The sequence below is a fragment of the Stenotrophomonas bentonitica genome, assembly GCF_002887735.1.
GTDB lineage: Bacteria > Pseudomonadota > Gammaproteobacteria > Xanthomonadales > Xanthomonadaceae > Stenotrophomonas > Stenotrophomonas bentonitica_A.
In genome coordinates this window covers 196,549-218,646 of the sequence record NZ_PKQP01000006.1, presented here as the reverse complement: position 1 = coordinate 218,646, position 22,098 = coordinate 196,549, and the positions used below count along the sequence as shown (strand labels likewise).

At 68.0% G+C, this 22,098-nt stretch carries 27 protein-coding genes; 6 read left to right on the top strand and 21 right to left on the bottom strand.

All coding sequences use genetic code 11. The features are described 5' to 3' along the window. Nucleotides 1–80 precede the first annotated feature (80 nt). The 16 genes from C0R07_RS13290 to C0R07_RS13215 form a co-directional block, all read right to left on the bottom strand. Nucleotides 81–881, bottom strand: coding sequence for a prolyl oligopeptidase family serine peptidase (locus C0R07_RS13290; RefSeq protein ID WP_102789124.1), 801 nt, complete (start codon nucleotides 879–881; stop codon nucleotides 81–83). 67 nt (nucleotides 882–948) lie between these two features. After that, a complete protein-coding gene (locus C0R07_RS13285; protein WP_102789123.1) occupies nucleotides 949–1,215 on the bottom strand; it encodes a hypothetical protein in 267 nt (88 codons plus the stop codon). 13 nt (nucleotides 1,216–1,228) lie between these two features. Further along, on the bottom strand, nucleotides 1,229–2,590 hold the full coding sequence (gene mgtE / locus C0R07_RS13280; RefSeq protein ID WP_019185398.1) for a magnesium transporter: 1,362 nt from the start codon (nucleotides 2,588–2,590) through the stop codon (nucleotides 1,229–1,231). A 220-nt stretch (nucleotides 2,591–2,810) separates the two neighbouring features. Next, complete coding sequence (gene ptsP / locus C0R07_RS13275) at nucleotides 2,811–4,520, bottom strand: phosphoenolpyruvate--protein phosphotransferase (protein WP_102789122.1); 1,710 nt, start codon at nucleotides 4,518–4,520, stop codon at nucleotides 2,811–2,813. Nucleotides 4,521–4,579: 59 nt separating this feature from the next. Further along, complete coding sequence (locus tag C0R07_RS13270) at nucleotides 4,580–4,849, bottom strand: HPr family phosphocarrier protein (RefSeq protein WP_019185400.1); 270 nt, start codon at nucleotides 4,847–4,849, stop codon at nucleotides 4,580–4,582. Beyond that, the gene (locus C0R07_RS13265) at nucleotides 4,842–5,234 is read right to left on the bottom strand and encodes a PTS sugar transporter subunit IIA (protein WP_019185401.1); all 393 of its coding nucleotides are present in this window, start codon (nucleotides 5,232–5,234) and stop codon (nucleotides 4,842–4,844) included. Before C0R07_RS13265 ends, C0R07_RS13270 begins: the two co-directional genes overlap by 8 nt. A 197-nt stretch (nucleotides 5,235–5,431) precedes the next feature. Beyond that, nucleotides 5,432–6,328 (bottom strand): RNase adapter RapZ, encoded by an 897-nt coding sequence (gene rapZ, locus C0R07_RS13260; RefSeq protein WP_167390376.1) that lies wholly within the window; start codon nucleotides 6,326–6,328, stop codon nucleotides 5,432–5,434. Further along, on the bottom strand, nucleotides 6,325–7,275 hold the full coding sequence (gene hprK / locus C0R07_RS13255) for an HPr(Ser) kinase/phosphatase (RefSeq protein ID WP_019185403.1): 951 nt from the start codon (nucleotides 7,273–7,275) through the stop codon (nucleotides 6,325–6,327). The genes rapZ and hprK overlap by 4 nt, the downstream gene beginning before the upstream one ends. Further along, nucleotides 7,272–7,724, bottom strand: coding sequence for a PTS sugar transporter subunit IIA (locus C0R07_RS13250; RefSeq protein WP_019185404.1), 453 nt, complete (start codon nucleotides 7,722–7,724; stop codon nucleotides 7,272–7,274). Before C0R07_RS13250 ends, hprK begins: the two co-directional genes overlap by 4 nt. Nucleotides 7,725–7,745: 21 nt before the next feature. Next, nucleotides 7,746–8,072, bottom strand: coding sequence for a ribosome hibernation-promoting factor, HPF/YfiA family (hpf, locus tag C0R07_RS13245; protein WP_046274055.1), 327 nt, complete (start codon nucleotides 8,070–8,072; stop codon nucleotides 7,746–7,748). A 58-nt stretch (nucleotides 8,073–8,130) separates the two neighbouring features. Beyond that, a complete protein-coding gene (locus C0R07_RS13240; protein ID WP_019185406.1) occupies nucleotides 8,131–9,570 on the bottom strand; it encodes an RNA polymerase factor sigma-54 in 1,440 nt (479 codons plus the stop codon). A gap of 42 nt (nucleotides 9,571–9,612) precedes the next feature. Next, nucleotides 9,613–10,332: an LPS export ABC transporter ATP-binding protein gene (lptB, locus tag C0R07_RS13235; RefSeq protein WP_019185407.1), complete on the bottom strand. Its 720-nt coding sequence runs from the start codon at nucleotides 10,330–10,332 to the stop codon at nucleotides 9,613–9,615. Beyond that, nucleotides 10,332–10,898, bottom strand: a complete 567-nt coding sequence (gene lptA / locus C0R07_RS13230; protein WP_102789121.1) for a lipopolysaccharide transport periplasmic protein LptA — start codon at nucleotides 10,896–10,898, stop codon at nucleotides 10,332–10,334. The genes lptB and lptA overlap by 1 nt, the downstream gene beginning before the upstream one ends. Then, a complete protein-coding gene (gene lptC / locus C0R07_RS13225; protein ID WP_019185409.1) occupies nucleotides 10,876–11,442 on the bottom strand; it encodes an LPS export ABC transporter periplasmic protein LptC in 567 nt (188 codons plus the stop codon). The genes lptA and lptC overlap by 23 nt, the downstream gene beginning before the upstream one ends. Then, the gene (locus C0R07_RS13220; RefSeq protein ID WP_102789120.1) at nucleotides 11,439–11,987 is read right to left on the bottom strand and encodes a KdsC family phosphatase; all 549 of its coding nucleotides are present in this window, start codon (nucleotides 11,985–11,987) and stop codon (nucleotides 11,439–11,441) included. Before C0R07_RS13220 ends, lptC begins: the two co-directional genes overlap by 4 nt. 43 nt (nucleotides 11,988–12,030) lie before the next feature. Continuing rightward, nucleotides 12,031–13,032, bottom strand: coding sequence for a KpsF/GutQ family sugar-phosphate isomerase (locus C0R07_RS13215; protein WP_019185411.1), 1,002 nt, complete (start codon nucleotides 13,030–13,032; stop codon nucleotides 12,031–12,033). 53 nt (nucleotides 13,033–13,085) lie between these two features. On the opposite strand from C0R07_RS13215, the gene C0R07_RS13210 reads away from it, so the two are divergent. The 3 genes from C0R07_RS13210 (at nucleotide 13,086) to C0R07_RS13200 (ending at nucleotide 15,003) form a co-directional block, all read left to right on the top strand. Continuing rightward, entirely contained in the window at nucleotides 13,086–13,319 is a 234-nt protein-coding gene (locus C0R07_RS13210) for a BolA family protein (RefSeq protein WP_019185412.1), read from the top strand. Between the two features lie 104 nt (nucleotides 13,320–13,423). Next, a complete protein-coding gene (gene murA / locus C0R07_RS13205) occupies nucleotides 13,424–14,698 on the top strand; it encodes a UDP-N-acetylglucosamine 1-carboxyvinyltransferase (protein WP_019185413.1) in 1,275 nt (424 codons plus the stop codon). Next, nucleotides 14,695–15,003, top strand: a complete 309-nt coding sequence (locus C0R07_RS13200; RefSeq protein WP_019185414.1) for a hypothetical protein — start codon at nucleotides 14,695–14,697, stop codon at nucleotides 15,001–15,003. Before murA ends, C0R07_RS13200 begins: the two co-directional genes overlap by 4 nt. A gap of 33 nt (nucleotides 15,004–15,036) precedes the next feature. Here the strand turns inward: C0R07_RS13200 and C0R07_RS13195 are convergent, their stop codons facing one another. The 5 genes from C0R07_RS13195 to purM all read right to left on the bottom strand — a co-directional run bounded on the left by C0R07_RS13195 (nucleotide 15,037) and on the right by purM (nucleotide 18,763). Beyond that, complete coding sequence (locus tag C0R07_RS13195) at nucleotides 15,037–15,720, bottom strand: DUF3108 domain-containing protein (RefSeq protein ID WP_019185415.1); 684 nt, start codon at nucleotides 15,718–15,720, stop codon at nucleotides 15,037–15,039. Nucleotides 15,721–15,722: 2 nt separating this feature from the next. Further along, entirely contained in the window at nucleotides 15,723–16,466 is a 744-nt protein-coding gene (locus tag C0R07_RS13190; protein WP_428991906.1) for a DUF3108 domain-containing protein, read from the bottom strand. A 100-nt stretch (nucleotides 16,467–16,566) separates the two neighbouring features. Further along, nucleotides 16,567–17,220: a phosphoribosylglycinamide formyltransferase gene (purN, locus tag C0R07_RS13185; protein WP_019185417.1), complete on the bottom strand. Its 654-nt coding sequence runs from the start codon at nucleotides 17,218–17,220 to the stop codon at nucleotides 16,567–16,569. After that, nucleotides 17,217–17,699 carry a hypothetical protein gene (locus tag C0R07_RS13180; protein ID WP_019185418.1) on the bottom strand — a complete coding sequence of 161 codons (483 nt, stop codon included), beginning with the start codon at nucleotides 17,697–17,699 and terminating at the stop codon, nucleotides 17,217–17,219. The genes purN and C0R07_RS13180 overlap by 4 nt, the downstream gene beginning before the upstream one ends. An 8-nt stretch (nucleotides 17,700–17,707) precedes the next feature. After that, nucleotides 17,708–18,763 (bottom strand): phosphoribosylformylglycinamidine cyclo-ligase, encoded by a 1,056-nt coding sequence (gene purM / locus C0R07_RS13175; protein WP_019185419.1) that lies wholly within the window; start codon nucleotides 18,761–18,763, stop codon nucleotides 17,708–17,710. Nucleotides 18,764–18,871: 108 nt separating this feature from the next. On the opposite strand from purM, the gene C0R07_RS13170 reads away from it, so the two are divergent. From C0R07_RS13170 to hda, 3 genes are read left to right on the top strand one after another with little or no spacing between them, the layout of a single operon-like run. After that, nucleotides 18,872–19,996, top strand: coding sequence for a DUF2066 domain-containing protein (locus C0R07_RS13170; protein WP_235319018.1), 1,125 nt, complete (start codon nucleotides 18,872–18,874; stop codon nucleotides 19,994–19,996). After that, complete coding sequence (locus C0R07_RS13165) at nucleotides 19,993–21,165, top strand: AI-2E family transporter (protein ID WP_102789118.1); 1,173 nt, start codon at nucleotides 19,993–19,995, stop codon at nucleotides 21,163–21,165. Before C0R07_RS13170 ends, C0R07_RS13165 begins: the two co-directional genes overlap by 4 nt. After that, complete coding sequence (hda, locus tag C0R07_RS13160; RefSeq protein WP_019185422.1) at nucleotides 21,162–21,872, top strand: DnaA regulatory inactivator Hda; 711 nt, start codon at nucleotides 21,162–21,164, stop codon at nucleotides 21,870–21,872. Before C0R07_RS13165 ends, hda begins: the two co-directional genes overlap by 4 nt. The last annotated feature ends 226 nt before the right edge of the window (nucleotides 21,873–22,098 follow it).

The following is a 22,098-nucleotide window of genomic DNA, read 5'->3' as shown; positions in this document are numbered from 1 at the left end:
TGACCGGTAGTGCCGGCCGCTGGCTGGCTCCCGATGTCTGTTGCGGAGCCGGCCAGCGGCCGGCACTACCGAAAATGCCATTACCGCTTCTGCGCGAACAGCCACTCCCACATCGCCGCATCGGCATAGGTGGCGTCCCAGGCGTTGTGGTTGCCTTCGGGATACTCGGTGTAGCGCACGTCCTTCGCGCCGGCCTGCTGGAACGCGGCGTGCAGCTTGCGGTCGTCATCCGGCGGCACCACGTCGTCCAGCGCACCATGGAACATCCAGATCGGCACCTGTTTCAGGCGCTGGGCGATGGCTGCGTACGGATCGGCTTCGTGGGCGACGTCCTCCACGAACAGGGTGGGGCGCACTGCACGCGGCGCCAGCACTGCGCCGCAGACCGGCACGATGGCGGCGAAGCGGGTCGGTTCGGCCAGCGCGATGTTCCAGCTGCCGTAGCCGCCCATCGACATCCCGGTCAGGTACTGGCGCTGTGGATCCGCACCGAATTCGGCGATGGCGGCATCCAGTGCAGCCAGCGCGATGCGGTTGTTCTCGCCCGACCACTCCTGGTCATCCGGCGTCTGCGGCAACACCACCAGCGCGGGGAAGGTGGAGGCGTGCTGGCGGAGGTATGGCCCCAGCCCGGCCTGGGTCTGGCGGCGGCCGTCGCGGCCCCGTTCACCCGAGCCGTGCAGGAACAGCACCACCGGCAGTTCGCCACGTGAGGCCGCTGCATTGCGCGGCACGAACACCTGGTAATACGCGGTCTGCCCATCCACTTTGACCGCACGGCCGACGAACTGGCCGCCGGAGGCCGCCGGAGTGCTCGCGCAGCCGGCTACCGTCATCATCGCCACTGCCCACAGCAGCCATCCACTCCAACGTCGCGCCATTGTCGTGCCTTGTCTGAAATCGATTTCAGTCTAGGCCCGGTAGCGTGTCGGAGCATCTTGCAGTGCATCAGTCCGGGCGCGGCGCCGCGGCGAGGATGTCCAGCTGTTCGACGGCTTCAGGGTGGCCTTCGGCGGCTGCCGCCTGCACCTGGGCCAGGCTGGGGTGGACCACCAGCAGGATCGGGTTCTCGCACTGCGGGCAGTCGAACTGGGCTTCGTCTTCGTGCAGTTCCATCGGCATCTGCCGCGCGCTGCCCTGCCATTCGCAGGCAGCGCAGGTATACGTCGCGTCGCGCCAACCGGGGACGAAATAATTGTCGAGGGTCACGGCCATGCGGGGTCCAGGGTCAGTGCAGCAGGATCAGGGTGGCCAGGCCGAGGAAGCTGAAGAAGCCCATGACGTCGGTGACGGCGGTGACCACCACGGTGCCGGCCACGGCCGGGTCGACGTTCATGCGCTTGAGCAGCAGCGGCAGCAGCACGCCGGCCAGGGCCGCGGCGCAGAAGTTGATGATCAGCGCCAGGGTGATCACCAGCGACAGCAGGAAGCTGTGGAACCAGAGGTAGGCGATGATGCCGACCACGGTGCCGATCAGGGTGCCGTTGATCAGCGCGACGCGCGATTCCTTCCACAGCAGGATGCGCGCGTTGCTCTGGCCGACCTGGCCCAGGGCGATGCCGCGCACCATCAGGGTCAGCACCTGCACGGCCGCATTGCCGCCCACGCCGGCCACGATCGGCATCAGCACGGCCAGCGCCACCACTTTCTGCAGGGTCAGCTCGAACTGGCCGATCACGCTGGCCGCCAGGAACGCGGTGCACAGGTTGATGCCCAGCCAGACCACGCGACCGCGCACGGCGCGCTTGATCGGCGAGAACAGATCTTCTTCTTCATCCAGGCCGGCGGCGCCCAGCGCCTGGTGCTCGGCCTGCGACCGGATGATGTCGACCACGTCATCGATGGTGATGCGGCCGAGCAGGATGTTGTTGTCGTCCACCACCGGGGCGGACACCCAGTCATGATCGGAGAACTGGCGCGCGACTTCATCGGCGCTCTCGCCGACGTCGATCGCCGGCTGCTCGTCATCGATCAGGCGGTTGATCGGGGTGTTGTCCTCATGCGTCACCAGCGCGGCCAGCGAGAGGCGGCCCAGGTACTGATGGCGGCGGCTGACCACGAACAGGTGATCGGTGTGGTCGGGCAGTTCGCCGCGCAGGCGCAGGTAGCGCAGCACCACATCGACATTGACGTCGGCGCGCACGGTCACCACGTCCGGGTTCATCAGGCGGCCGGCGCTGTCCTCGGGATAGGACAGCACCTGCTCGAGCCGCTCACGGTTCTCGCGGTCCATCGACTTGAGGACTTCGTCGATGACCGTGTCCGGCAGATCCTCGACCAGGTCGGCAAGGTCATCGATGTCCAGGTCTTCGACCGCGGCGATGATTTCGTCCGGGTCCATGTCGGCCAGCAGGCTTTCGCGGACTTCCTCGCCGACGTGGACCAGCACCTCGCCATCGTCTTCCGGATCGACCAGGCCCCAGACAATCTCGCGCTTGCCTGGGGGCAGCGATTCGAGCAGGTTGCCGATTTCCGCCGGCGCCAGGGTATTGACCAACCGACGGACCGGCCCCAACCGCCCGCTGTCCAGTGCATCGGACAACAGCCGCAGCTGGCGCGCCGTCTTGTCGTGGCGTACGGCTTCGGCCATGCGCAGCTCCTGCGGAAAAAGAAAAAGGCCGCTATCCGGTGGAGGATGCGGCATGGGCGGTGGTCACCGCGTCATTATCGCGTGCTTGTGTGTCAATCGGGTAGGGCGCAGACGGCGATGCGCGTGGGACGCACGCATTCAACGACGGTAGTGCCGGCCGCTGGCCGGCAACCACGCATACCGATCCGAAGGTTCATGCGGAGCCGGCCAGCGGCCGGCACTACCGGGCCTTTTCGACCCAGCGTTCGATGCCACGCCGGTCGCGCGCCTGCAGCAGCTTGGGCGCCATCGCCTGCAGCACGGACAGGTCGCTGTCGCGCACCGCGCGGCGCACTTCCAGCAGGGTGCCCGGGTGCAGGCTGAATTCCGTCAGCCCCAGCGCCAGCAGCAGACGCGTCATCAGCGGGTCGCCGGCGATCTCGCCGCACACTGCCACCGGGATGTTGTAGGCCTGGCCGGTGCGCAGGATATGCGCCAGCAGGCGCACCACCGCCGGGTGCAACGGGGAGTACAGCTCGCCGACCGCCTCGTTGTTGCGGTCGGCGGCCAGCAGGTACTGGACCAGATCGTTGGTGCCGATCGAGAGGAAGTCGACCAGATCGATGAAGCTCTCCAGCGCGATCGCCGCGGCGGGCACTTCGATCATCGCGCCGAACGGAATGTGTTCGGCCACCTCGTGGCCTTCCGCGCGCAGCAGTTCGGCCTGCTTGGCCAGGCGCCGGCGGACCGCGAGGATTTCTTCGCGGGTGCTGACCATCGGGATGAGGATGCGCAGCTTGCCGTAGGCCGAGGCGCGCAGGATCGCGCGCAGCTGGGTGTCGGCCACCTTCGGCCGCGCCAGCGACAGGCGCACGCCGCGCAGGCCCAGCGCCGGGTTTTCTTCGTTGCTCAGGGTCAGCCCGGTGCGGTCGGCCTTGTCCGCGCCCAGGTCCAGGGTGCGGATGGTGACCGGCCGTCCGCTCATGCCCAACGCGGCATCGCGGTAGGTCTCGAACTGCTCCTGCTCGTCGGGCAGCTCGTTGCGCTGCAGGAACAGGAATTCGGTGCGGTACAGGCCCAGCCCGTGCGCGCCCAGCGCATGGGCCTGGGTGACGTCTTCGCTGGATTCGGCGTTGGCCAGCAGCGCGATGTCGACGTTGTCGCGGGTGCGGCTGGGCTTGGTGCGCAGGCGCCCGAGTTCGCGCTGTTCGCGCGCATGCTCGCGCAGCCGCACGCGGTAATCGCGCAGGTCCGGTGCCTGCGGGTTGATGGTCACCGTGCCGTCGCTGCCATCCATGATCAGCACGTCGCCATCGGCGACCTTCTGCAGCACGTTCGGCACGTTGACGATCAACGGCAGGTGCAGGCTGCGCGCCAGGATCGCGCTGTGCGACAGCGCGCTGCCGCCGGCGGTGATGATGCCGACCACCCCGTGGGCCTGCAGCTGGGCCAGCTCGGACGGGGCGATGTTGTCGCAGATCAGGATCTCGCCGGCCATGCCTTTGACGTCCGGCGGGCGCTGCTGCAGGAAGGCATGGATGCGCCCGATCACATGGTCCAGATCGTCCATGCGGCTCTTCAGGTAGGCATCGTCCATGCCATCGAAGACCTTGGCCAGGCGGTCACGCTGCACGCGCAGCGCGTAGCCGGCGCTGTAGGGGCCACTGCGGATCAGCTCGTCCAGGCCGAACAGCAGTTCGGGGTCATCCAGCAGCAGCGCATGCAGGTCGAGGAACTCGCCGACTTCCTGGTTGAGCGCGCCATGCAGGCGCTGGCGCAGATCGTGCATTTCGCCGCGGGCCGCTTCCACGGCCACGTGCAGGCGCTCCAGTTCAGCCTCCACCTTGGCCGGCGGAATGCGCTGCTCGGCCACTTCCAGGGCGTGCGGCAGGCGCACCCGGGCGCGGCCCAGGGCGTTGCCGCGCGAGGCACCGTGGCCGGACAACAGCATCGCCCCGGACGCGGTCCGGGCCGGTGCGGAGGATCCCGGTCGCGGTTGCCCCCCCATGCTCAGTTGTCCTCGTCGAAACGCCGTTCGAACAGGGCCACCACCGCGTCCATCGCGGCGGCTTCGTCCTCGCCGTCGATGCGCACGGTGACCGGGGTGCCCTGGCCGGCGGCCAGCAGCATGACGCCCATGATGCTCTTGGCGTTGATCTCACGGCCCTTGGCGGCCATGGTCACGTTGCAGCGGAAAGGCGCCAGCTCCTGCACCAGCTTGGCAGTGGCGCGGGCATGCAGGCCCAGGCGGTTGGAAACAGTGAGTTCACGTTCAAGCATCGTCGACAATCGCTCCATTGCGAGTGCCTGCCGCGGCTGTGGCAGGCAGTTGATCCAGTCCCTGTTCCGGATAATTCATCACCCGCATCAACATCGGCAGGCTCAGCGCCGAAACCCGGCGTGCCGGGGTGCCCAGACGAGCCAGTTGCCCGGCCAGATTGCTGGGGCTGGCGCCGTACAGGTCGGTCAGGATCAGCACGCCCTGGCCACTGTCCACCCGGCGCAAGGCGGCCGAGGCGAGCGGGAGCAGGACGTCCATATCTGCGTCGAACGGTACTTCGAAAGCTTCGGTCTTCAGCGGCAGGTGCCGCAGCAGACGGGTCGCCACGTCCAGCAGGGCCGTGCCGACACCGGGATGAGTTACGAGGAGAATGCCACAGGTCATTGCCGAACGTTAACAGGTCAACATGAATTGGCGATAGCACGCGTGAAAGACTGCTGTGTTCCGCGGTTCAGCGTGTCGATGACCTGTCCCGGGTCGGCGCAGGACAGGGCGATGGGGAGAGGCCGCGTCGAGGTTCGGCCAGGCATGTCGACACGCCCGGCCCCGATACGTGCCGGCGGCCGCCGGCGATGCCGTTTTCAGTCGAGTTCGCGATGGAACGTGGCCACATCCGGCCAGCCCTGGTCGCGGGCATGGCGGGCCATGCGCTCGGCCATGTAGACCGAGCGGTGCTTGCCGCCGGTGCAGCCGAAGGCGACCGTGACATAGCTGCGGGTGTCATTGCCCAGCCGTGGCAGCCAGGTGTCGAGGAAATCGACCAGCTGGCCGGCGTAGCGCTGTACGTCGGGCTGCTCGTCCAGGTGCTCGCGCACGCCGGCATCGCGGCCCGAGAGCGGGCGCAGCTCCGGGTCCCAATGCGGATTGGGCAGGACCCGCACGTCGAATACGAAGTCGGCCTCGGCGGGGACGCCGCGCTTGTAGGCGAACGATTCAAACAGCAGCGACAGCTTGTTGCCGTGGGCGAGCGCGAATTCGGTGACCACCTTGCGGCGCAGCTGGTGCACGTTGAGGCTGCTGGTGTCGATCACCGCATCGGCGGCACGGCGCAGCGGCGCGGTGAGTTCACGCTCGCGGGCGATCGCTTCGGGCAGCGACAGCCCCAGCTGGCTCAGCGGATGGCGGCGCCGGGTGTCGGCGTAGCGCTTGAGCAGGGTTTCATCGGTGGCATCGAAAAACAGCAGCTGCGCATCCAGGCCGGCGGCCTTGGCGTCTTCGCGCCAGTGCGAGAGCTGGGTCAGGTCGCTCTGCGCGCGCACGTCGATGCCGACTGCCAGCCGGCGCGGCGCTTCGCGGCCCGGATCACCCAGCAGGCTGCGCACGAAGTCCGGCAGCAGGTCGATCGGCAGGTTGTCCGAGCAGTAGTAATCCAGGTCTTCGAAGGTCTTCAGCGCGACCGTCTTGCCGGAACCGGACAGGCCACTGACGATGATCAGGGTGGCGGCGGTCGGGGCGGAGGCGGGGGCGGGGGTGGTCATGGCGTGCGGCGTTCCAACATGTTGCTGTGGCGGGCGATGAACATCGCGGCCGGGTCGATGCCCTTGGTCCGCAGGATGTGCAGGCGCGTGGCGGCTTCGGTCAGCACGGCCAGGTTGCGGCCGGGCATCACCGGCAGGGTGATCAGCGGCACATCCAGGTCCAGCACGTGGCGGGTACCCGAGTCGCCGGTCAGGCGTTCATAGCCGTAAGGGGTGGGCTCGGTCATCGGCTTGGTCAGGTGGACGATCAGCCGAAGGTACTTGTTCTTTTTTACAGCCGTGTCACCGAACATCTCGCGCACGTTGAGCACGCCCAGGCCTCGCACTTCCAGCAGGTCCTGCAGCAGCTCCGGGCAGGTGCCGTCGAGCACGTCGGGGGCGATCTGGGTGAATTCGGGGGCATCGTCGGCCACCAGGCGGTGGCCGCGGCTGAGCAGTTCCAGCGCCAGCTCGCTCTTGCCCGAGCCCGCTTCGCCGGTAATCAGCACGCCGATGGAGTAGATCTCCATGAATACGCCATGCAGGATCACCCGCGGCGCCAGCGTGCGCGCCAGGTGGTAGGAGAGGTGGTTGAGCAGCTCGTGCCCACGCTTGGGCGAGATCCACAGCGGGGTCTGCGATTCGTCCGCAGCCGCGCGCAGGTCTTCCGGGCAGGACTGGTTGCGGGTGATCACCAGCGCCAGCGGATGGGACTGCATGATCCGCTCGATCGTTTCCCAGCGCTGGCGCGAGTCCAGCGAATCCAGCCAGGACAGCTCCTCGGTGCCGAGGATCTGCACCTTGTTGGGGTAGATCGCGTTGAGGTACCCGGCCAGCGAGGGGCGGCGGGAGACCTTGTTGCCGGCCTCCAGCTCACGGCGCTCGCCCTGCTGGCCGGCGACCCAGCGCAGGCTCAGGCGGTCGCGCTGCTGTTCGAACAGTTCGCGCGCGGTGATGCTGGTATTCATGCGGCACTCGCCGGCGGGGGGAATTCGATGACCCGACGCAGCGCGTCGCCGTCGCGCGCTTCGCGCAGCGCCTGGCGGATGGCCGGCTCGGAGAACAGCTCGGCCAGCTCGGACAGCAGCATCAGGTGTTGATGGGTGTAGTGCGCGGGCACGGCAATCGCGAAGACCAGATCGACCGGCTCATCGCCGCCGAACTCCACCGGCGATTCCAGCCGCAGCAATGCGCCGCGGGGGCGTTCAAGCAGCGGGGCACGGCCGTGCGGGATGGCGATGCCGTGGCCGATCGCGGTGCTGCCCAGCGTCTCGCGCTGGCACAGGTTCTGGTACAGCAGCTCGGCGTTGGCTTCGCGGCAGGCCAGCAGGCGGGCTGCGGCCATCAGCACGCTGTCGCGATCGGCGGCCGGCAGCACTTGCGTGCGGACGGCCGCCAGAAGATCAGTCAGAGGCATGTCGGGGTGGAAACGGGGGCATCAGCCCTCATTGTCGCCCACCGGCAGCGGTTGCGGTGCGTGCTGCTGCTTTTTCTCTTTGTGCTTGATGACCAGGCGGTCGAGCTTGTCGGCCAGGATGTCGATTGCCGCATACATGGTGGGGCCGCTGGCGTCCGCGTGCAGAGTCTGCCCGGGAACATTCACACTCGCATCGGCATGGTGCTCCGGCTTGCGGATCGACAGTTGCACGCGGACCTCGCAGTGCTGGTCGAAATGCTTCCTCAGCCGTTCCAGCTTGGTCTCCACGTACTCGTTCAGAGCCGGGGTGATCTCAAGGTGGTCCTTGCCAAACGTCTCGATGTGCATCGGGTTTCTCCTTTGTTCGGATGTGCCAATGAACCTTCCCGCCGGGCGCGGTGGAGCGTCAGACGATTCGTACCCTTTCGTGCGAGGCGGAAATGTTCATGGCTTCACGATACTTCGCCACGGTGCGTCGCGCCACCGGTATTCCCGAGGTTTTGAGCAGGTCAGCCAGCTTGGCGTCAGAAAGCGGCTTGCGCGGGTTCTCGTCATCGATCAGGCGGCGCAGCATGGCCTGGATGGCGGTGCTGGAGGCTTCGCCACCGCTGTCGGTGTCGATGCCGGAGGCGAAGAACGCGCGCAGCGGCAGCGTGCCGCGCGGGGTGCGCACGTACTTGCGGGCGATCGCCCGGGAAATGGTGGATTCGTGCAGGCCGAGCTCGCCGGCCACTTCCCGCAGGGTCAGCGGGCGCAGGGCCTGTTCGCCGAACTCCAGGAAGGCGGCCTGCTGGTCGAGCAGGCAGCGCATCACCCGCAGCAGGGTCTCGCCGCGGGCCTCCAGGCCCTTGAGCAGCCAGCGCGCCTCCTGCAGATGGGCGCGCATGTAACCGGCGTCGGCCTCCCCGCAGCGGCGGATCAACTGTTCGTAGCCGCGGTGGATGACCACCCGCGGCCCGGCGTGGCCGGCCAGGGCCGCGCGCCAGACGCCATTCTGGCGCCAGACCACGCAGTCGGGCACCACGTAGCTGTCGTGGGAGAGCTCGCCGATCTGGGTGCCCGGGCGCGGGTCCAGCGAGCGCAGCAGCTGCACCGCCACCTCGACCTCGGCCAGCGGCTCGCGCAGCTCGTGGGCGATGCCGGCCACGCCGCTGCGCGGCAGGCGCTCCAGCGGCCCATCGGCGATGCGCCGGGCCAGGGCCAGCCCGGGGGTATCGGCGGGCAGTACCAGCAGCTGCAGGTCCAGGCACTCGCCCAGGCTGCGCGCACCCACCCCGACCGGGTCGAAGCGCTGGATCTGGTGCAGGACGGTCAGGATTTCGGCCTCGTCGGCCTGGATGGCCGGGCGCAGGGTCTCGGCGATGGCCGTGAGCGGCTCGCGCAGGTAGCCGTCCTCTTCGAAAGCGTCGATCAGGGCCGCGCCGATGCTGCGGTCGCGGACCGACAGGTGCGACAGGTGCAGCTGCCAGAGCAGGTGGTCGGCCAGCGATTCGGTCTCGGCCACGCGTTCGGCGGCGCTGCCGTTGTCGTCATCGTCGAAGGAGCCGCCACTGCTGCCGCTGGTCCAGTCGCCCTCGCCGGGCGACCACTCGTCGCCGGCGGAGACCTGGTGCTCCCCATCGGCATGGGTATCGGCGGGGGCGGGCGGGGGGCTGTCCTCGCCGGGGCTGGCCTCGAGCGCCGGTTCAGCGTTCTCGGCCCAGTCCAGCAGCGGGTTGGTTTCCACCGCCTCGTTGATTTCCAGCTCCAGCTCGGCGCTGGACATCTGCAACAGCTTGATCGCCTGACGCAGCTGCGGCGTCATGACCAGGTGTTGCCCCATCGATGTCTGCAGCCGTGCTTTCATGCCTGTGCCGAACGGAAGGAAGGCGTTGCGGCGGCCGCTGGATCAGAGCTTGAAGGTATCCCCAAGGTAGACGCGGCGGACGTCGGCGTTGGCCAGGATCTCGTCCGGCGCGCCCTGTGCCAGCACGCTGCCCTCGTTGAGGATATACGCGCGGTCGCAGATTCCCAAGGTTTCGCGGACATTGTGGTCGGTGATCAGCACCCCGATCCCGCGCTGCTTGAGATGGGTGACGATGCGCTGGATTTCACCGACCGAGATCGGGTCGACACCGGCGAAGGGTTCATCGAGCAGGATCAGGCGCGGTTTGGCGGCCAGCGCGCGGGCGATTTCACAGCGGCGGCGCTCACCGCCGGAGAGGCTGGCCCCGAGCTGGTCGGCCACGTGGTTGATCTGCAGTTCGTCCAGCAGGCTGGCCAGTTCCTTTTCGCGGCCGGCCTTGTCCAGGTCCTCGCGCAGTTCCAGCACCAAGCGCAGGTTGTCGGCCACGGTCAGCTTGCGGAACACCGAGGGTTCCTGCGGCAGGTAGCCCACGCCCTGCTTGGCACGGGTGTACATCGGGTCGCTGGTGATGTCCTTGCCGTCCAGCACGATGCTGCCGGCATCGGTCTCGACCAGCCCCACGATCATGTAGAAGCAGGTGGTCTTGCCGGCACCGTTGGGGCCGAGCAGGCCCACCACTTCACCGGCCTCCAGGGTCAGCCCGAAATCCTTGACGACTTCACGCTGCTTGTAGCGCTTGCGCAGGCCTTTGGCGACGAGCATTACTTCTTGCTCCCGGCGGCGGGCGGGGTGGCGGGCTTGGCCGCGGGCGTGGCCGGCTTGGCCGCCGGGGCGGCGCCCTTGTTCTTGGGCTGGATCACGGTGCGCACGCGGGTGCCGTCGCCACCGCTCTGCATGTTGCCGGTGCGCGTGTTGTAGGTCATTTTCTGGCCGCTGTTGGTGCCGCGCGGCGACTCGACCTTGTAGTTGCCGGTGAGGATGATCACTTCGCTGTTGACGTTGTAATCCATGTTGTCGGCCCAGGCATTCATCTTGGAGCCGTCATCCATTTCCTGCTCCAGCGTGGCCTGCTTGCCGGTCAGCACGACGCGTTCGATATCGCCGTTCTTGCGGAACAGATCGGCGTTGGCCGCATGGATCACCAGGGTGCCCTGGGTGATCACCACGTTGCCGGTGAACGTGCACTTCCCCGCGTCGTCGGTCAGGTTGCAGTCGTTGCTGTTGGATTCCAGGTTCATCGGCTGGTTGCGGTCGGACGACTTGGCCAGCGCCACGCCGGGCAGCAGCAGGGCGAGCAGCGCGAGCTTAGCGGGCAGCGTTCGGTTCATAGCGGGTCTTGACCTGTGAAAGGAGTTTGTACTGCCGGGTTTTCATGTCTGCTTCAAAGCCGACGCCTGTCTGTGACAGGCCCGGGCGGGTCATGGTGACCCGGGCATCGGTCCTGGCGCGGTTCTCGTTCGGGAACACGTCCAGATGATCGGTGCGGAAGGTGGTGGGCACAACGCCGGGGACCTTGGGGCTGTCGCCGCTGACGTTGCCGATGAGCTTGAGCTGGTCGCCCTTGGCGCTGACCCAGCCGCTGTCCCCGCGCATCTCCCAGTGATTGCCGTCCTGGTCGGGCAGCAGGAACACCGGGGTGGTCAGGGTCATGGTTTCATCGCTGCGCGCACGCTCCAGCAGCGGGGCGCGCAGGGTGGTGGATTCCTTGCCCTGTTCGTCCAGCGCCACGATCTGGAAATCGTGCAGCACGTAATCCTTGGTGGCATCCTCGCCCTCGGCCACGGGGGCCTTGTCGCGATGGTGCAGGGCCAGCCAGCCGGTCAGCAGTGCGGCGACCAGCAGCAGGCCGCCGATGGCGGTACGCACGTTCATGCGCCGAACCTCGCCAGCACGGCGTTCACATGGCCCTGTGCGGCCAGCAGGACATCGCACAGCTCACGCGCGGCGCCCTGGCCACCGTCGCTGCGGGTCTGCCAGTGCACGCGTTCGGCGATCCACGGGTGGGCATTGGCCGGCGCGACCGCCAGGCCGACCGCGCACAGCGGGCCGAGATCGGGCAGGTCGTCGCCCATGAAGGCCACCTGGTCCAGACCGATGCCGTGCTGCCCGCACAGCGCCTTGACGCTGGCCAGCTTGTCGCCGACCGCGATCTGGGTATCGATGCCCAGGTCCGCGCCGCGCTTGAGCGCGGACTGGCTGTTGCGCGCGGTGATCAGCACCGGGTGGATACCGTGGTGTTGCAGCAGTTTCAGGCCGAGTCCGTCCTGCACGTAGTACGCCTTGCTCTCGTTGCCGTCCTTGTCGTAGTAAAGCCGACCGTCGGTGAGCGTGCCGTCCACGTCGAAGCACGCCAGCCGGATACGGCCGGCGACGGCATGCAGGTGGGACGGGAAACCGGGCAACGGGGAGTAGGGCATCGTCTGGGGGCAGCTCAGCTGAATGGAGGAAGGCAACTGTGGTTTAAACCACCCGGGCCCGCAACAGGTCATGAATGTTGAGCGCGCCGACCAGATGGCCGTCGGCATCGACCACCATCAAGCCGTTGATCTTGTGGGCTTCCATCAACTGCGCGGCCTCGGCCGCCAGCTGGTCGGCACCGATGGTGCGCGGGCCGCGGGTCATCACATCGGCGATCTTCGCGCTGCGCACGTCCAGGTCGGTATCCAGCGCGCGGCGCAGGTCGCCGTCGGTGAACAGGCCGATCAGGTGGTTGTCCGCGTCCACCACGGCGGTCATGCCCAGGCGCTTGCGGCTCATCTCCACCAGGGCTTCGCTCAGGCTGGCACCGACGTCCACGCGCGGCAGCTCATCGCCGCTGTGCATGACATCGGTGATGTGCAGCAGCAGGCGGCGGCCGAGGCTGCCGGCCGGGTGCGAGCGGGCGAAATCATCGGCCGTGAAGCCACGCGCATCGAGCAGGGCCACGGCCAGCGCATCCCCCATGGCCAGCGAGGCGGTGGTGCTGGAGGTCGGGGCCAGGGCCAGCGGGCAGGCCTCGGCCGGCACGCTGACATCCAGGTGAACGTCGGCGGCGCTGGCCAGGCTGGACTGCGGCCGGCCGGTCATCGCGATCAGACGGTTGCCCTGGCGCTTGAGCACCGGCAGCAGCATCAGCAGTTCGTCGGACTCGCCCGAATAGGACAGCGCCAGCACCACGTCGGCCTCGGTGATCATGCCCAGGTCGCCGTGCCCGGCTTCACCGGGGTGCACATAGAAGGCCGGGGTGCCGGTCGAGGCCAGGGTAGCGGCGATCTTGCGGGCCACATGGCCGGACTTGCCCATGCCGGTGGCGACCACGCGGCCCTTGCCCTGCAGGACCAGCTGGCAGGCCTGGCTGAATGCCTCGCCCAGCCGCTCGGCGACCGCGCCCAGCGCATCGCGCTCGATCTCGAACACGCGGCGGCCGCTGGCGACCAGTGCCGCAGCGTCGGCCGGATGGGGGAGTTGGGGCGAGACAGCCATGCGAGCGCCACGTGGAAGAGTAGAATGAGCGCTCATTTTATTAGGAAAGCCCGTTGGACGCCGAGACCATCCGCAATCTGATCGAAACCGGCCTGCCTGGCGCCCGCGCGGACGTGCAGGGTGACGACGGCGTGCACTTCGAGGCCACCGTGGTCTGCGACGCCTTTGCCGGCAAAATGCCGCTGGCGCGTCACCGCATGGTCTACGCGACCCTGGGCGATCTGATGGGCGGGGCGATTCATGCGCTGGCGCTGAAGACGGTCACCCCGGCCGAAGCGGGCGGTTGATTCCGGGGTACCCCTCACGGTTATCGTTTCAGCCGACCCACGGTCGGCTACCCAGACCATTCAGCCGACCAACGGTCGGCTCTACCTCATTCCAAGTAGATTCCATGGCCAAGATCGTAGTGACCGGCGGCAAGCCGCTGCACGGTGAAGTGAACATTTCCGGCGCCAAGAACGCTGTCCTCCCCATCCTGTGCGCGACCCTGCTGGCCGATGCGCCGGTGGAGATCACCAACGTGCCGCACCTGCACGACGTGGTGACCACCGTGAAGCTGCTCGGCGAGCTGGGTGCCAAGGTCACCATCGACCAGGGCACCCTGTCGCGCGGCAGCGCGATCGTGGTCGACCCGCGCTCGGTGGACCAGCACGTGGCGCCGTATGAGCTGGTCAAGACCATGCGCGCCTCGATCCTGGTGCTCGGCCCGCTGCTGGCCCGCTTCGGCGCGGCCGAAGTGTCGCTGCCCGGCGGCTGCGCGATCGGCTCGCGTCCGGTCGACCAGCACATCAAGGGCCTGCAGGCCCTGGGTGCGGAAATCACCGTCGAGAACGGCTTCATCAAGGCCCAGGCCAAGCGTCTGAAGGGGGCCCACTTCACCTTCGACATGGTCAGCGTCACCGGCACCGAAAACGTGCTGATGGCCGCCGTGCTGGCCGAAGGCACCACCGTGCTGGACAACGCGGCGATGGAGCCGGAAGTCACCGACCTGGCGCACTGCCTGATCGCGCTCGGCGCGAAGATCGAAGGCCTGGGCACCGCCCGCCTGACCATCGAAGGCGTCGAGAAGCTCTCCGGTGGCCGTCATGAAGTGCTGCCCGACCGTATCGAAACCGGCACCTTCCTGGTCGCCGCGGCGATGACCGGCGGCAAGGTCACGGTCAACCGTGCCCGCCCGAACACCATGGACGCGGTGCTGGCCAAGCTGGTGGAGGCCGGTGCGCATATCGAGACCACCGAAGACAGCATCACCTTGGACATGGGCGGCAAGCGCCCGCGTGCGGTCAACCTGACCACCGCGCCGTATCCGGCGTTCCCGACCGACATGCAGGCGCAGTTCATGGCGCTCAACTGCGTGGCCGACGGCGTGGGCGTGATCAACGAAACGATCTTCGAAAACCGTTTCATGCACGTCAACGAACTGCTGCGCCTGGGCGCGGACATCCAGGTGGAAGGCCACACCGCGATCGTGCGGGGTGCCGAGCAGCTCAGCGGCGCCCCGGTGATGGCCACCGATCTGCGCGCCTCGGCCTCGCTGATCCTGGCCGGCCTGATGGCCGAGGGTGATACCACCATCGACCGCATCTACCACCTGGACCGCGGCTACGAGAACATCGAAGAGAAGCTGTCCTCGCTGGGCGCCACCATCCGGCGCGTCGCGGCATGATCCTGCGCGGCCGGTTCACCCGCCGCCGCAAGGCGCTGCTGGTCCTGGTGCTGATCGTGCTGGCATGGCTGGGCTACGCCTGGTATGCCGGCATCGCGATCACCCAGGGCATCCAGCAGGAAGACATGGACTGGAACGCCGATGGCACGGTCAGCCGTACCGAGGTGTTCCAGTCGTTCTATGCGGTCGGCGTGGACAAGAGCGTCGACGGCAACCGCCACTGCAGCACCTACTACTGGCGCGATACGCGGCAGCAGATCCGGGTGGACTGCAGGACGGTCTTCGGCGAGGCCAAGCCGGAATGAAAAAACGCCCGCGCAAGCGGGCGTTTTTCTGGGTCAGTTCATGCCTTTGATCGTCAGGTCCAGCGCATCCTTGCCGCTCTCACGCTGCAGCAGGCGCGCCGGCACCGGGAACTCCGGCACGATCCAGGCGATCAGTTCCTTGTTGCCGTCCACGCGCGAGACCTTCGTCGCGTCGTAGGACTTGCCGGCCACGGTGATCTTTTCCTTGCCGACCACCTTGTAGGACATCGGCTTGATCCGGCCTTCGTCGACCATGCGGTAGTTCAGCGGCTTGCCGGCAGCCAGATCCCGCGCGATCGCCAGGTTGATCAGCAGGGCGTCCATGTCGCCGGCCTTGAGCGCGACCGGGCCGCGACGGTCCGGCTTGACGTCGCCGGTCCAGGTCGCCTGGTTGCTGGTCCAGTTGTAGTTGGCGTCCACGTTGCGCTTCTTGACCAGCAGCACCGAGCGGTCGTTGCTGCTCAGCGGGCGCAGGCGGCCGTTGGCTTCCTCGAAGACGGTGTTCTGGCTGAGATCGGCCAGCTGGTTCTTGACGTTGAGGCTGTAGCGCCACTTGTTGGCGCCTTCGCTGGTGAGGGTCATGGTGCCATTGGCCTGCATGCCCATGTAGCTGGCCTGGTAATCGGCCTTGAACGGCTGCAGCGCCATGGCGGGCAGGCTCACGACAGCCAGGGCGCCAGCGGCGATCCAGGTCAGCGGACGGTTCAGTGTGGTCATGCTCAGACTCCTTGGTATTCGATCAGGCGCAGATCAATCCGATCTTCGCCATCTTCGCGTTGCAGGATGCGCACCGGCGTGGGAACACCGTTGGCGATCCAGAGGATGGTTTCGTCGTTGCCGCCGTTGGTGCGGTACACCCGCAGCGCGTTGTAGGACAGGTCGCCCACCGGCACGTTCTCCGTGTCCGGCGCGGCCTGGTAGTCGTGCTGGCGGACGCGGCCCACGTCCACATAGCGGTAGTGCATCTGCCCGCCGGGGAGGGCGTCGCGCATGATCGCCAGATTCAGCAGCAGCGCGCTCTGGTCGCCGGGCTGCAGCGGGATCGGCTGGCGGCGTTCCTTCTTCAGATCGCCCAGCCACTGCGCGGTGCCGGCCTTCCAGTCATAGGTGCCGGTCACTTTCTTGCCCAGGAACAGGCCTTTGCGGACAGTGCTCTGGCTCAACGGCACGTAGGTGCCGTTGCGGTTCTCGAACACCGTGCTCTGCTCCAGGTTCAGGCCGAGAACGCTGGCAAAGCCGCTGCGACCCACCACCTGCATGTCCACCCGCCACTGGTCGCCGCCGGTGTGGGTGACGCGCATGGTCGCATCGCCGGCCTGCTTGCCCTTGTAGAGGGCTTGGTAGGTAGCGGTGAATGGCTGCAGCGGCGGTGCCTCCCAGTCCATTGCAGGAAGGGCGGGCAACGGGGGGGGCGCCGTCTCCTGCGCGTGGGCAAGGGCGGCAGTGCACAGCAGGGAGGCCATCAGCAGCACGGGCTTGAACAAAGGCGTTCTCATGCGGGCCGGTCGGTGGGGGAAGGGGAAGAATGCCAGCGCCGGGATCAGCGGCGTGTGTGCGCGGCGCTTATCGGTTCAGCTGTCCGGCGCAATCTAGGCGCAGCGGGCTAAACAGGGGGTGACCGTCGAGCTGTAGCTGACCTGCCTGTTCAGTTACGCGGCCGCTGACCAGCAGCCCGAGGCTGGCGATGAGCAGCGGATGCTCCACGGCCAACACCCGCAGGGCCAGCGCTTCGGCGGTGTCACCGGCCTGGACCGGCACGCGGGCCTGTGCCAGCACGGTGCCGGCATCCAGTTCGGGCACCACGAAGTGCACGCTGGCGCCGTGCTCGGCATCACCGGCTTCCAACGCGCGCGCATGCGTGTGCAGTCCCTTGTACAGCGGCAGCAGGGAGGGATGGATGTTGACCAGGCGGCCATCGAACCGCGCCACGAAGGCCGGGCCGAGGATGCGCATGTAACCGGCGCAGACGATCCAGTCCGGGGCGAACGCGTCCAGCGCATCGGCCATCGCCGCATCGAAGGCGGCGCGGTCCGGGAAGTCCCTGGGCGAGCGCGCCCAACGCTGGGCCGGGCCGACCTTGAGCAGGGCCGAGGCCTCGGGTTTGTCCGAGAGCACGGCCACGACCTGCGCATCCAGCCGCTGCGCGGCGATGGCGTCCAGGATGGCCTGCAGATTGCTGCCCCGGCCGGAGGCGAGTACGGCGATACGGCTGCTCATGCGGTTTCGAAGGCCGCCTTGACTGCCGGGCGCGACAGCACCACCAGGGTGAACACGCCCAGGGCGGTACCGAACGGCATGAAGATGCAGGCGATACCGGCCACCACCATGCACAGCAGGTAACGCCGGCGCTGCGCCAGGCAGCGCCCGGCATAGGCCATGTACCCGGCCAGCACCAGCCCGGCAGCGCAGCCCAGCCCACCGATCAGCACGAACACCCACCCAAGCAGGCGCGGATCGAACGGCGGCGGCGCCTCGCCCGGCGCCAACGGCGGTGGTGCGGCGAAGATGACGGCCACGCCCATCAACAGATAGATCAGCGGGAACAGCGAGAACAGCGCGGTCAGGCCGGCCAGCACATAGTGGAAGACCGACAGCAGTTGCAGCTGCGAGGTGTCAACCGCGGTGCCCGGCACGGCCGGCGCCGCTGCGGCGGGCAGCGACGGCGGTTGGGCAGCGGCCTCCAGGCGGGGCTCCATGACCGGGCTCAGCCGATCTTGACGCGTTCGGTGCCATCGGCGGGGGTCACGGCACCGATGGTCCAGTGGTCCAGCCCCTGCGCGGTGACGGCGGCAGCGACCGAGGCCACCTGGTCGGCGGCCACGATCAGCACGAAGCCGATGCCGCAGTTGAAGGTGCGCCACATCTCGCTGTCGGCCACCGCGCCTTCCTTCTGCAGCCACTGGAACACCGGCGGCAGGGTCCAGGCATCGGCCTGGATGTCCAGGCCCAGGCCCTCGGGGACGACGCGGATGATGTTCTCGGTCAGGCCGCCACCGGTGATGTGGGCCATGCCGTGGATCGCCGCGCCATGGGTCTTGAGCAGCGCCAGGATCGGCTTGACGTACAGGCGGGTCGGCGCCATCAGCGCATCGACCAGCTTGACCCCGCCCTCCAGTTCCAGGTCGGCCGGCTGGCCGGCGCGGTCATAGATGCGGCGCACGAGCGAGTAGCCGTTGGAGTGCGGGCCGGAGGAGGCGATGCCGATCAGCACGTCGCCGGCGGCCACGCTGGCGCCGTCCTTCAGTTCGCTCTTCTCGACACCGGCGACGGTGAAGCCGGCCAGGTCGTACTCGCCCGGGGCATACATGTCGGGCATTTCAGCGGTCTCACCACCGATCAGCGCGCAACCGGCCTCGGTACAGCCGTTGGCGATGCCGCCCACGACCGCTGCCGCGGTATCGATGTCCAGCTTGCCGGTGGCGAAATAATCCAGGAAGAACAGCGGCTCGGCGCCCTGGACCAGCACGTCGTTCACGCACATGGCGACCAGATCGATGCCGATCGTGTCGTGGCGGCCCAGCTGTTGTGCGAGCTTCAGCTTGGTGCCCACGCCATCCGTCCCCGAGACCAGGACCGGCTCGCGGTACTTGCTGGAGAGGTCGAACAGGGCGCCGAAGCCACCCAGGCCCCCCATGACTTCCGGGCGGAAACTGCGCTTCACCAGCGGCTTGATGCGCTCGACCAGCTCATTGCCCGCGTCGATATCGACACCGGCGTCGCGGTAGGTCAGGGGAGAGGGGTTGGACGGGGAATTGGTCACGGGCGTCGGCGCTGCGCTGGGGTGAAAGCGCGATTTTAACAGGCCACGTTGGCGCGCAGGCCCTATTCGGGCAACAATTCCCCCCGGATACGCTCAATGGAAGTCCTGATGCGCCGCAGCCTCTTTTTCATGATGTTCCTCGCGCTGTGCCTGCCGGTGGCCTCGATGGCCCAGAGCGGCCTGCGCACCGAAGGCGATGTGGCCACCGCCAGTGGCGCTTACGAGGCCGAGGTCCCGGTCAACAGCCAGGCCGATTCGGACCGCAACGGTGCCCTGGCCAGGGCGCTGGGCAATGTGCTGGCCAAACTCTCGGGCGACCGCAGCGTGATGAGCCGCCCCGGGGTGATGCAGGCCCTGCGCAACGCCAAGGATTACGTGGCCAGCTATGACTACCGCCAGGACCAGAGCACCTCGGCCGGCGGCGCCCCGAGCTACCGCACGATCCTGGTGGCGCGCTTCCGCGAGGATGACGTCGACGGGCTGATCTCGGCCCTGGGCCTGCCGCTGTGGCCGCAGCCCCGCCCGAAGCCGGTGATCTGGCTGGCCATCGACGATGGCTCCGGCCCGCGTCTGGTCACCGTCCAGCAGGCCAACGCGGCGCGCCCGCTGCTCAACCGGGCCATCGAACGCGGCTACAAGCTGGGCCTGCCCTCGGGCAGCGCGGCCGAGCAGGCGCTGGTCGGCGCGATCTGGCGCCAGGACACGGCCGCCGTTGCCCGCGCCTCGGCGCGCTATGCCCCGCCGATGCAGCTGATCGGCAAGCTCTACCGCGATGGCAGTGGCTGGGTCGCCGACTGGGTATTCGTCGATGGCGGCAAGGAACTGAACAAGTGGAGCACCAAGGACAGTGACGCCCGCCGCGCCATGGCCGGTGGTGCCGACGGCGCCGCCGATGCGCTGGTGCGCCGTTACGCCAAGGCCGGGGCCGCCACCGGTGCCGCCGGGACCTACACGATCGTGGTGCTGGGCCTGAACAGTGCCGAGGACTACATGCGCCTGGCTGCCGGCCTGCGCGAGACCGCGGTGGTGCGCAACGTCACCCCGGTGCGCGCCTCGGGCGACCGCCTGGAGCTGTCGCTGGAGCTGACCACCGGCCTGCCCGGCCTGAACCGCATGCTGGGCGACAACGGCGTGATCGCGCCGACCGCGCCGCTGGCCCTGCCGGTGCCGATCGATGAAACCAACCCCTCGGCCCTGCCGCCGCCTGCCAGCAACGAGTACCGCCTGCGATGATCCTTACCCCCGAAGCGGAAATCGCGCAGTTCCTCAGGCGGTTGAAGTATGTGCTGGTGGCACTTGCCGCCGGCTGGGTGATCTGGCTGCTCGGCCCGATCCTGACCCCCTTCGTGCTGGCCCTGGCGCTGGCCTGGCTGGGCGACCCGCTGGTCGACCGGATCGAGGCCACCGGCCGCTCGCGCAACACCGGCGTGGTGCTGGTGTTCGTCGCGATGATCCTGCTGATCACCGCCGCGCTGCTGATCCTGGTGCCGATGATCGAGCGCCAGGTCGCCACGCTGGTGGCGGCGATTCCGCAGGCACAGCAATGGCTGATGGAAAAAGGCATCCCGTGGTTCGAGGAGAAGACCGGGCTGGAGGTCATGCAGTGGATGGACCCGGACCGGCTGATCGAGTGGGTGCGCAGCCACTGGCAGCAGGCCGGCGGCTTCGCCAAGACCTTCTTCGGTTACGTGCAGCGCTCGGGCTTCACGATGGTCACCTGGGTGGTCAACATCCTGCTGCTGCCGATCCTGGCGTTCTATTTCCTGCGCGACTGGGACAAGCTGGTCGAGCGCGTGGCCTCGATGATTCCGCGCAACCACGTCGGCACCATCACCAACCTGGCGCGTGAATCGGACGAGGTGCTGGGGGCGTTCATCCGCGGCCAGTTCCTGGTGATGATCGCGCTGGGCGTGGTGTACGCCGCGGGCCTGTCGCTGGTCGGCCTGAAGCTGGGCCTGTTGATCGGGCTGGTGGCCGGCCTGATCAGTTTCATTCCCTACCTGGGCGCGACCACCGGCATCGTGATGGCCGTGGTGGCCGCGCTGGTGCAGGCGCAGGGCTTCGATCTGAAACTGCTGATCCTGGTCGGCGTGGTGTTCACCGTGGGCCAGCTGCTGGAAAGCTACGTGCTGACCCCGCGCATCGTCGGCGACAAGATCGGCCTGCACCCAGTGGCGGTGATCTTCGCGGTGATGGCCGGTGGCCAGCTGTTCGGCTTCCTGGGCATGCTGCTGGCGCTGCCGGTGGCGGCGGTCAGCAACGTGCTGCTGCGCTATGCGCACCAGCGCTATCGCCAGAGTGATCTGTATGCCGGTGAGAAGTCGGCGATCGTGCTCGATGCCTACGTCGACAAGCCCGAGATCGTGATCGTGGGCACCCCGAAGGGGCCGGACGCGCAGTGAGTGTCGTGCCGCAGTTGCCGCTTGCCCTGCGCTACCCGCAGGACGAGCGGCTGGAGACCTTCATCGGTGCGCCGGATGGCGCACTGGCGCAGCTGCGCGCCATCGCCGTGGGCGCGGCGCACGACTGGGTCTACCTCGAAGGCGCGCCGGGCACCGGCAAGACCCACCAGGCGCTGGCGATGTGTTCGCTGGCCGAACAGGCCGGCCGCCAGCCGACGTACCTGCCGCTGAAGGCGGTGGTCGGACGCACCCGCGCCGCGCTGGAATCGCTGGAGGGGCGCGACCTGGTCGCGCTGGACGGGCTCGATGCCGTAGCCGGGCAGCGCGAAGATGAAGTGGCGCTGTTTGATTTCCACAACCGTGCGCGCGCCGCGGGGATCACCCTGCTGTACACCGCGCAGCACGCCCCGGACCAGCTGGGGCTGGTGCTGCCGGACCTGCGCTCACGCCTGCAGCAGTGCGTGCGCGTGGTGCTGCAGCCGCTGGACGACGAAGGCCGTGCGGCGGTGCTGCGCGAACGCGCGGCGCGACGTGGCCTGGCCATCGACGAGGCCGCGATCGAATGGTTGCTGACCCGTACCGGCCGCGAGCTGGGCAGCCTGGTCAGCCTGCTGGACTGGCTGGACCGCGAATCGCTGGCGGCGCAGCGCCGCATCACCGTACCCTTCCTGCGCCAGGTCCTGGAAGACGGCCCACACCTGTTGTAGAGCCGACCGTTGGTCGGCTGCTCAGGAGACGGCCCCACCGTGTAGAGCCGACCGTTGGTCGGCTGCTCAGGAGACGGCCCCCACCGTGTAGAGCCGACCGTTGGTCGGCTGCTCTGGTGGGCTCGGGCGGAGAGCAGCCGACCAACGGTCGGCTCTACCACCGGGGCGGAGAGCAGCCGACCAACGGTCGGCTCTACCTCCGGGTCGCCCAAAGGGGGGGCGCGGT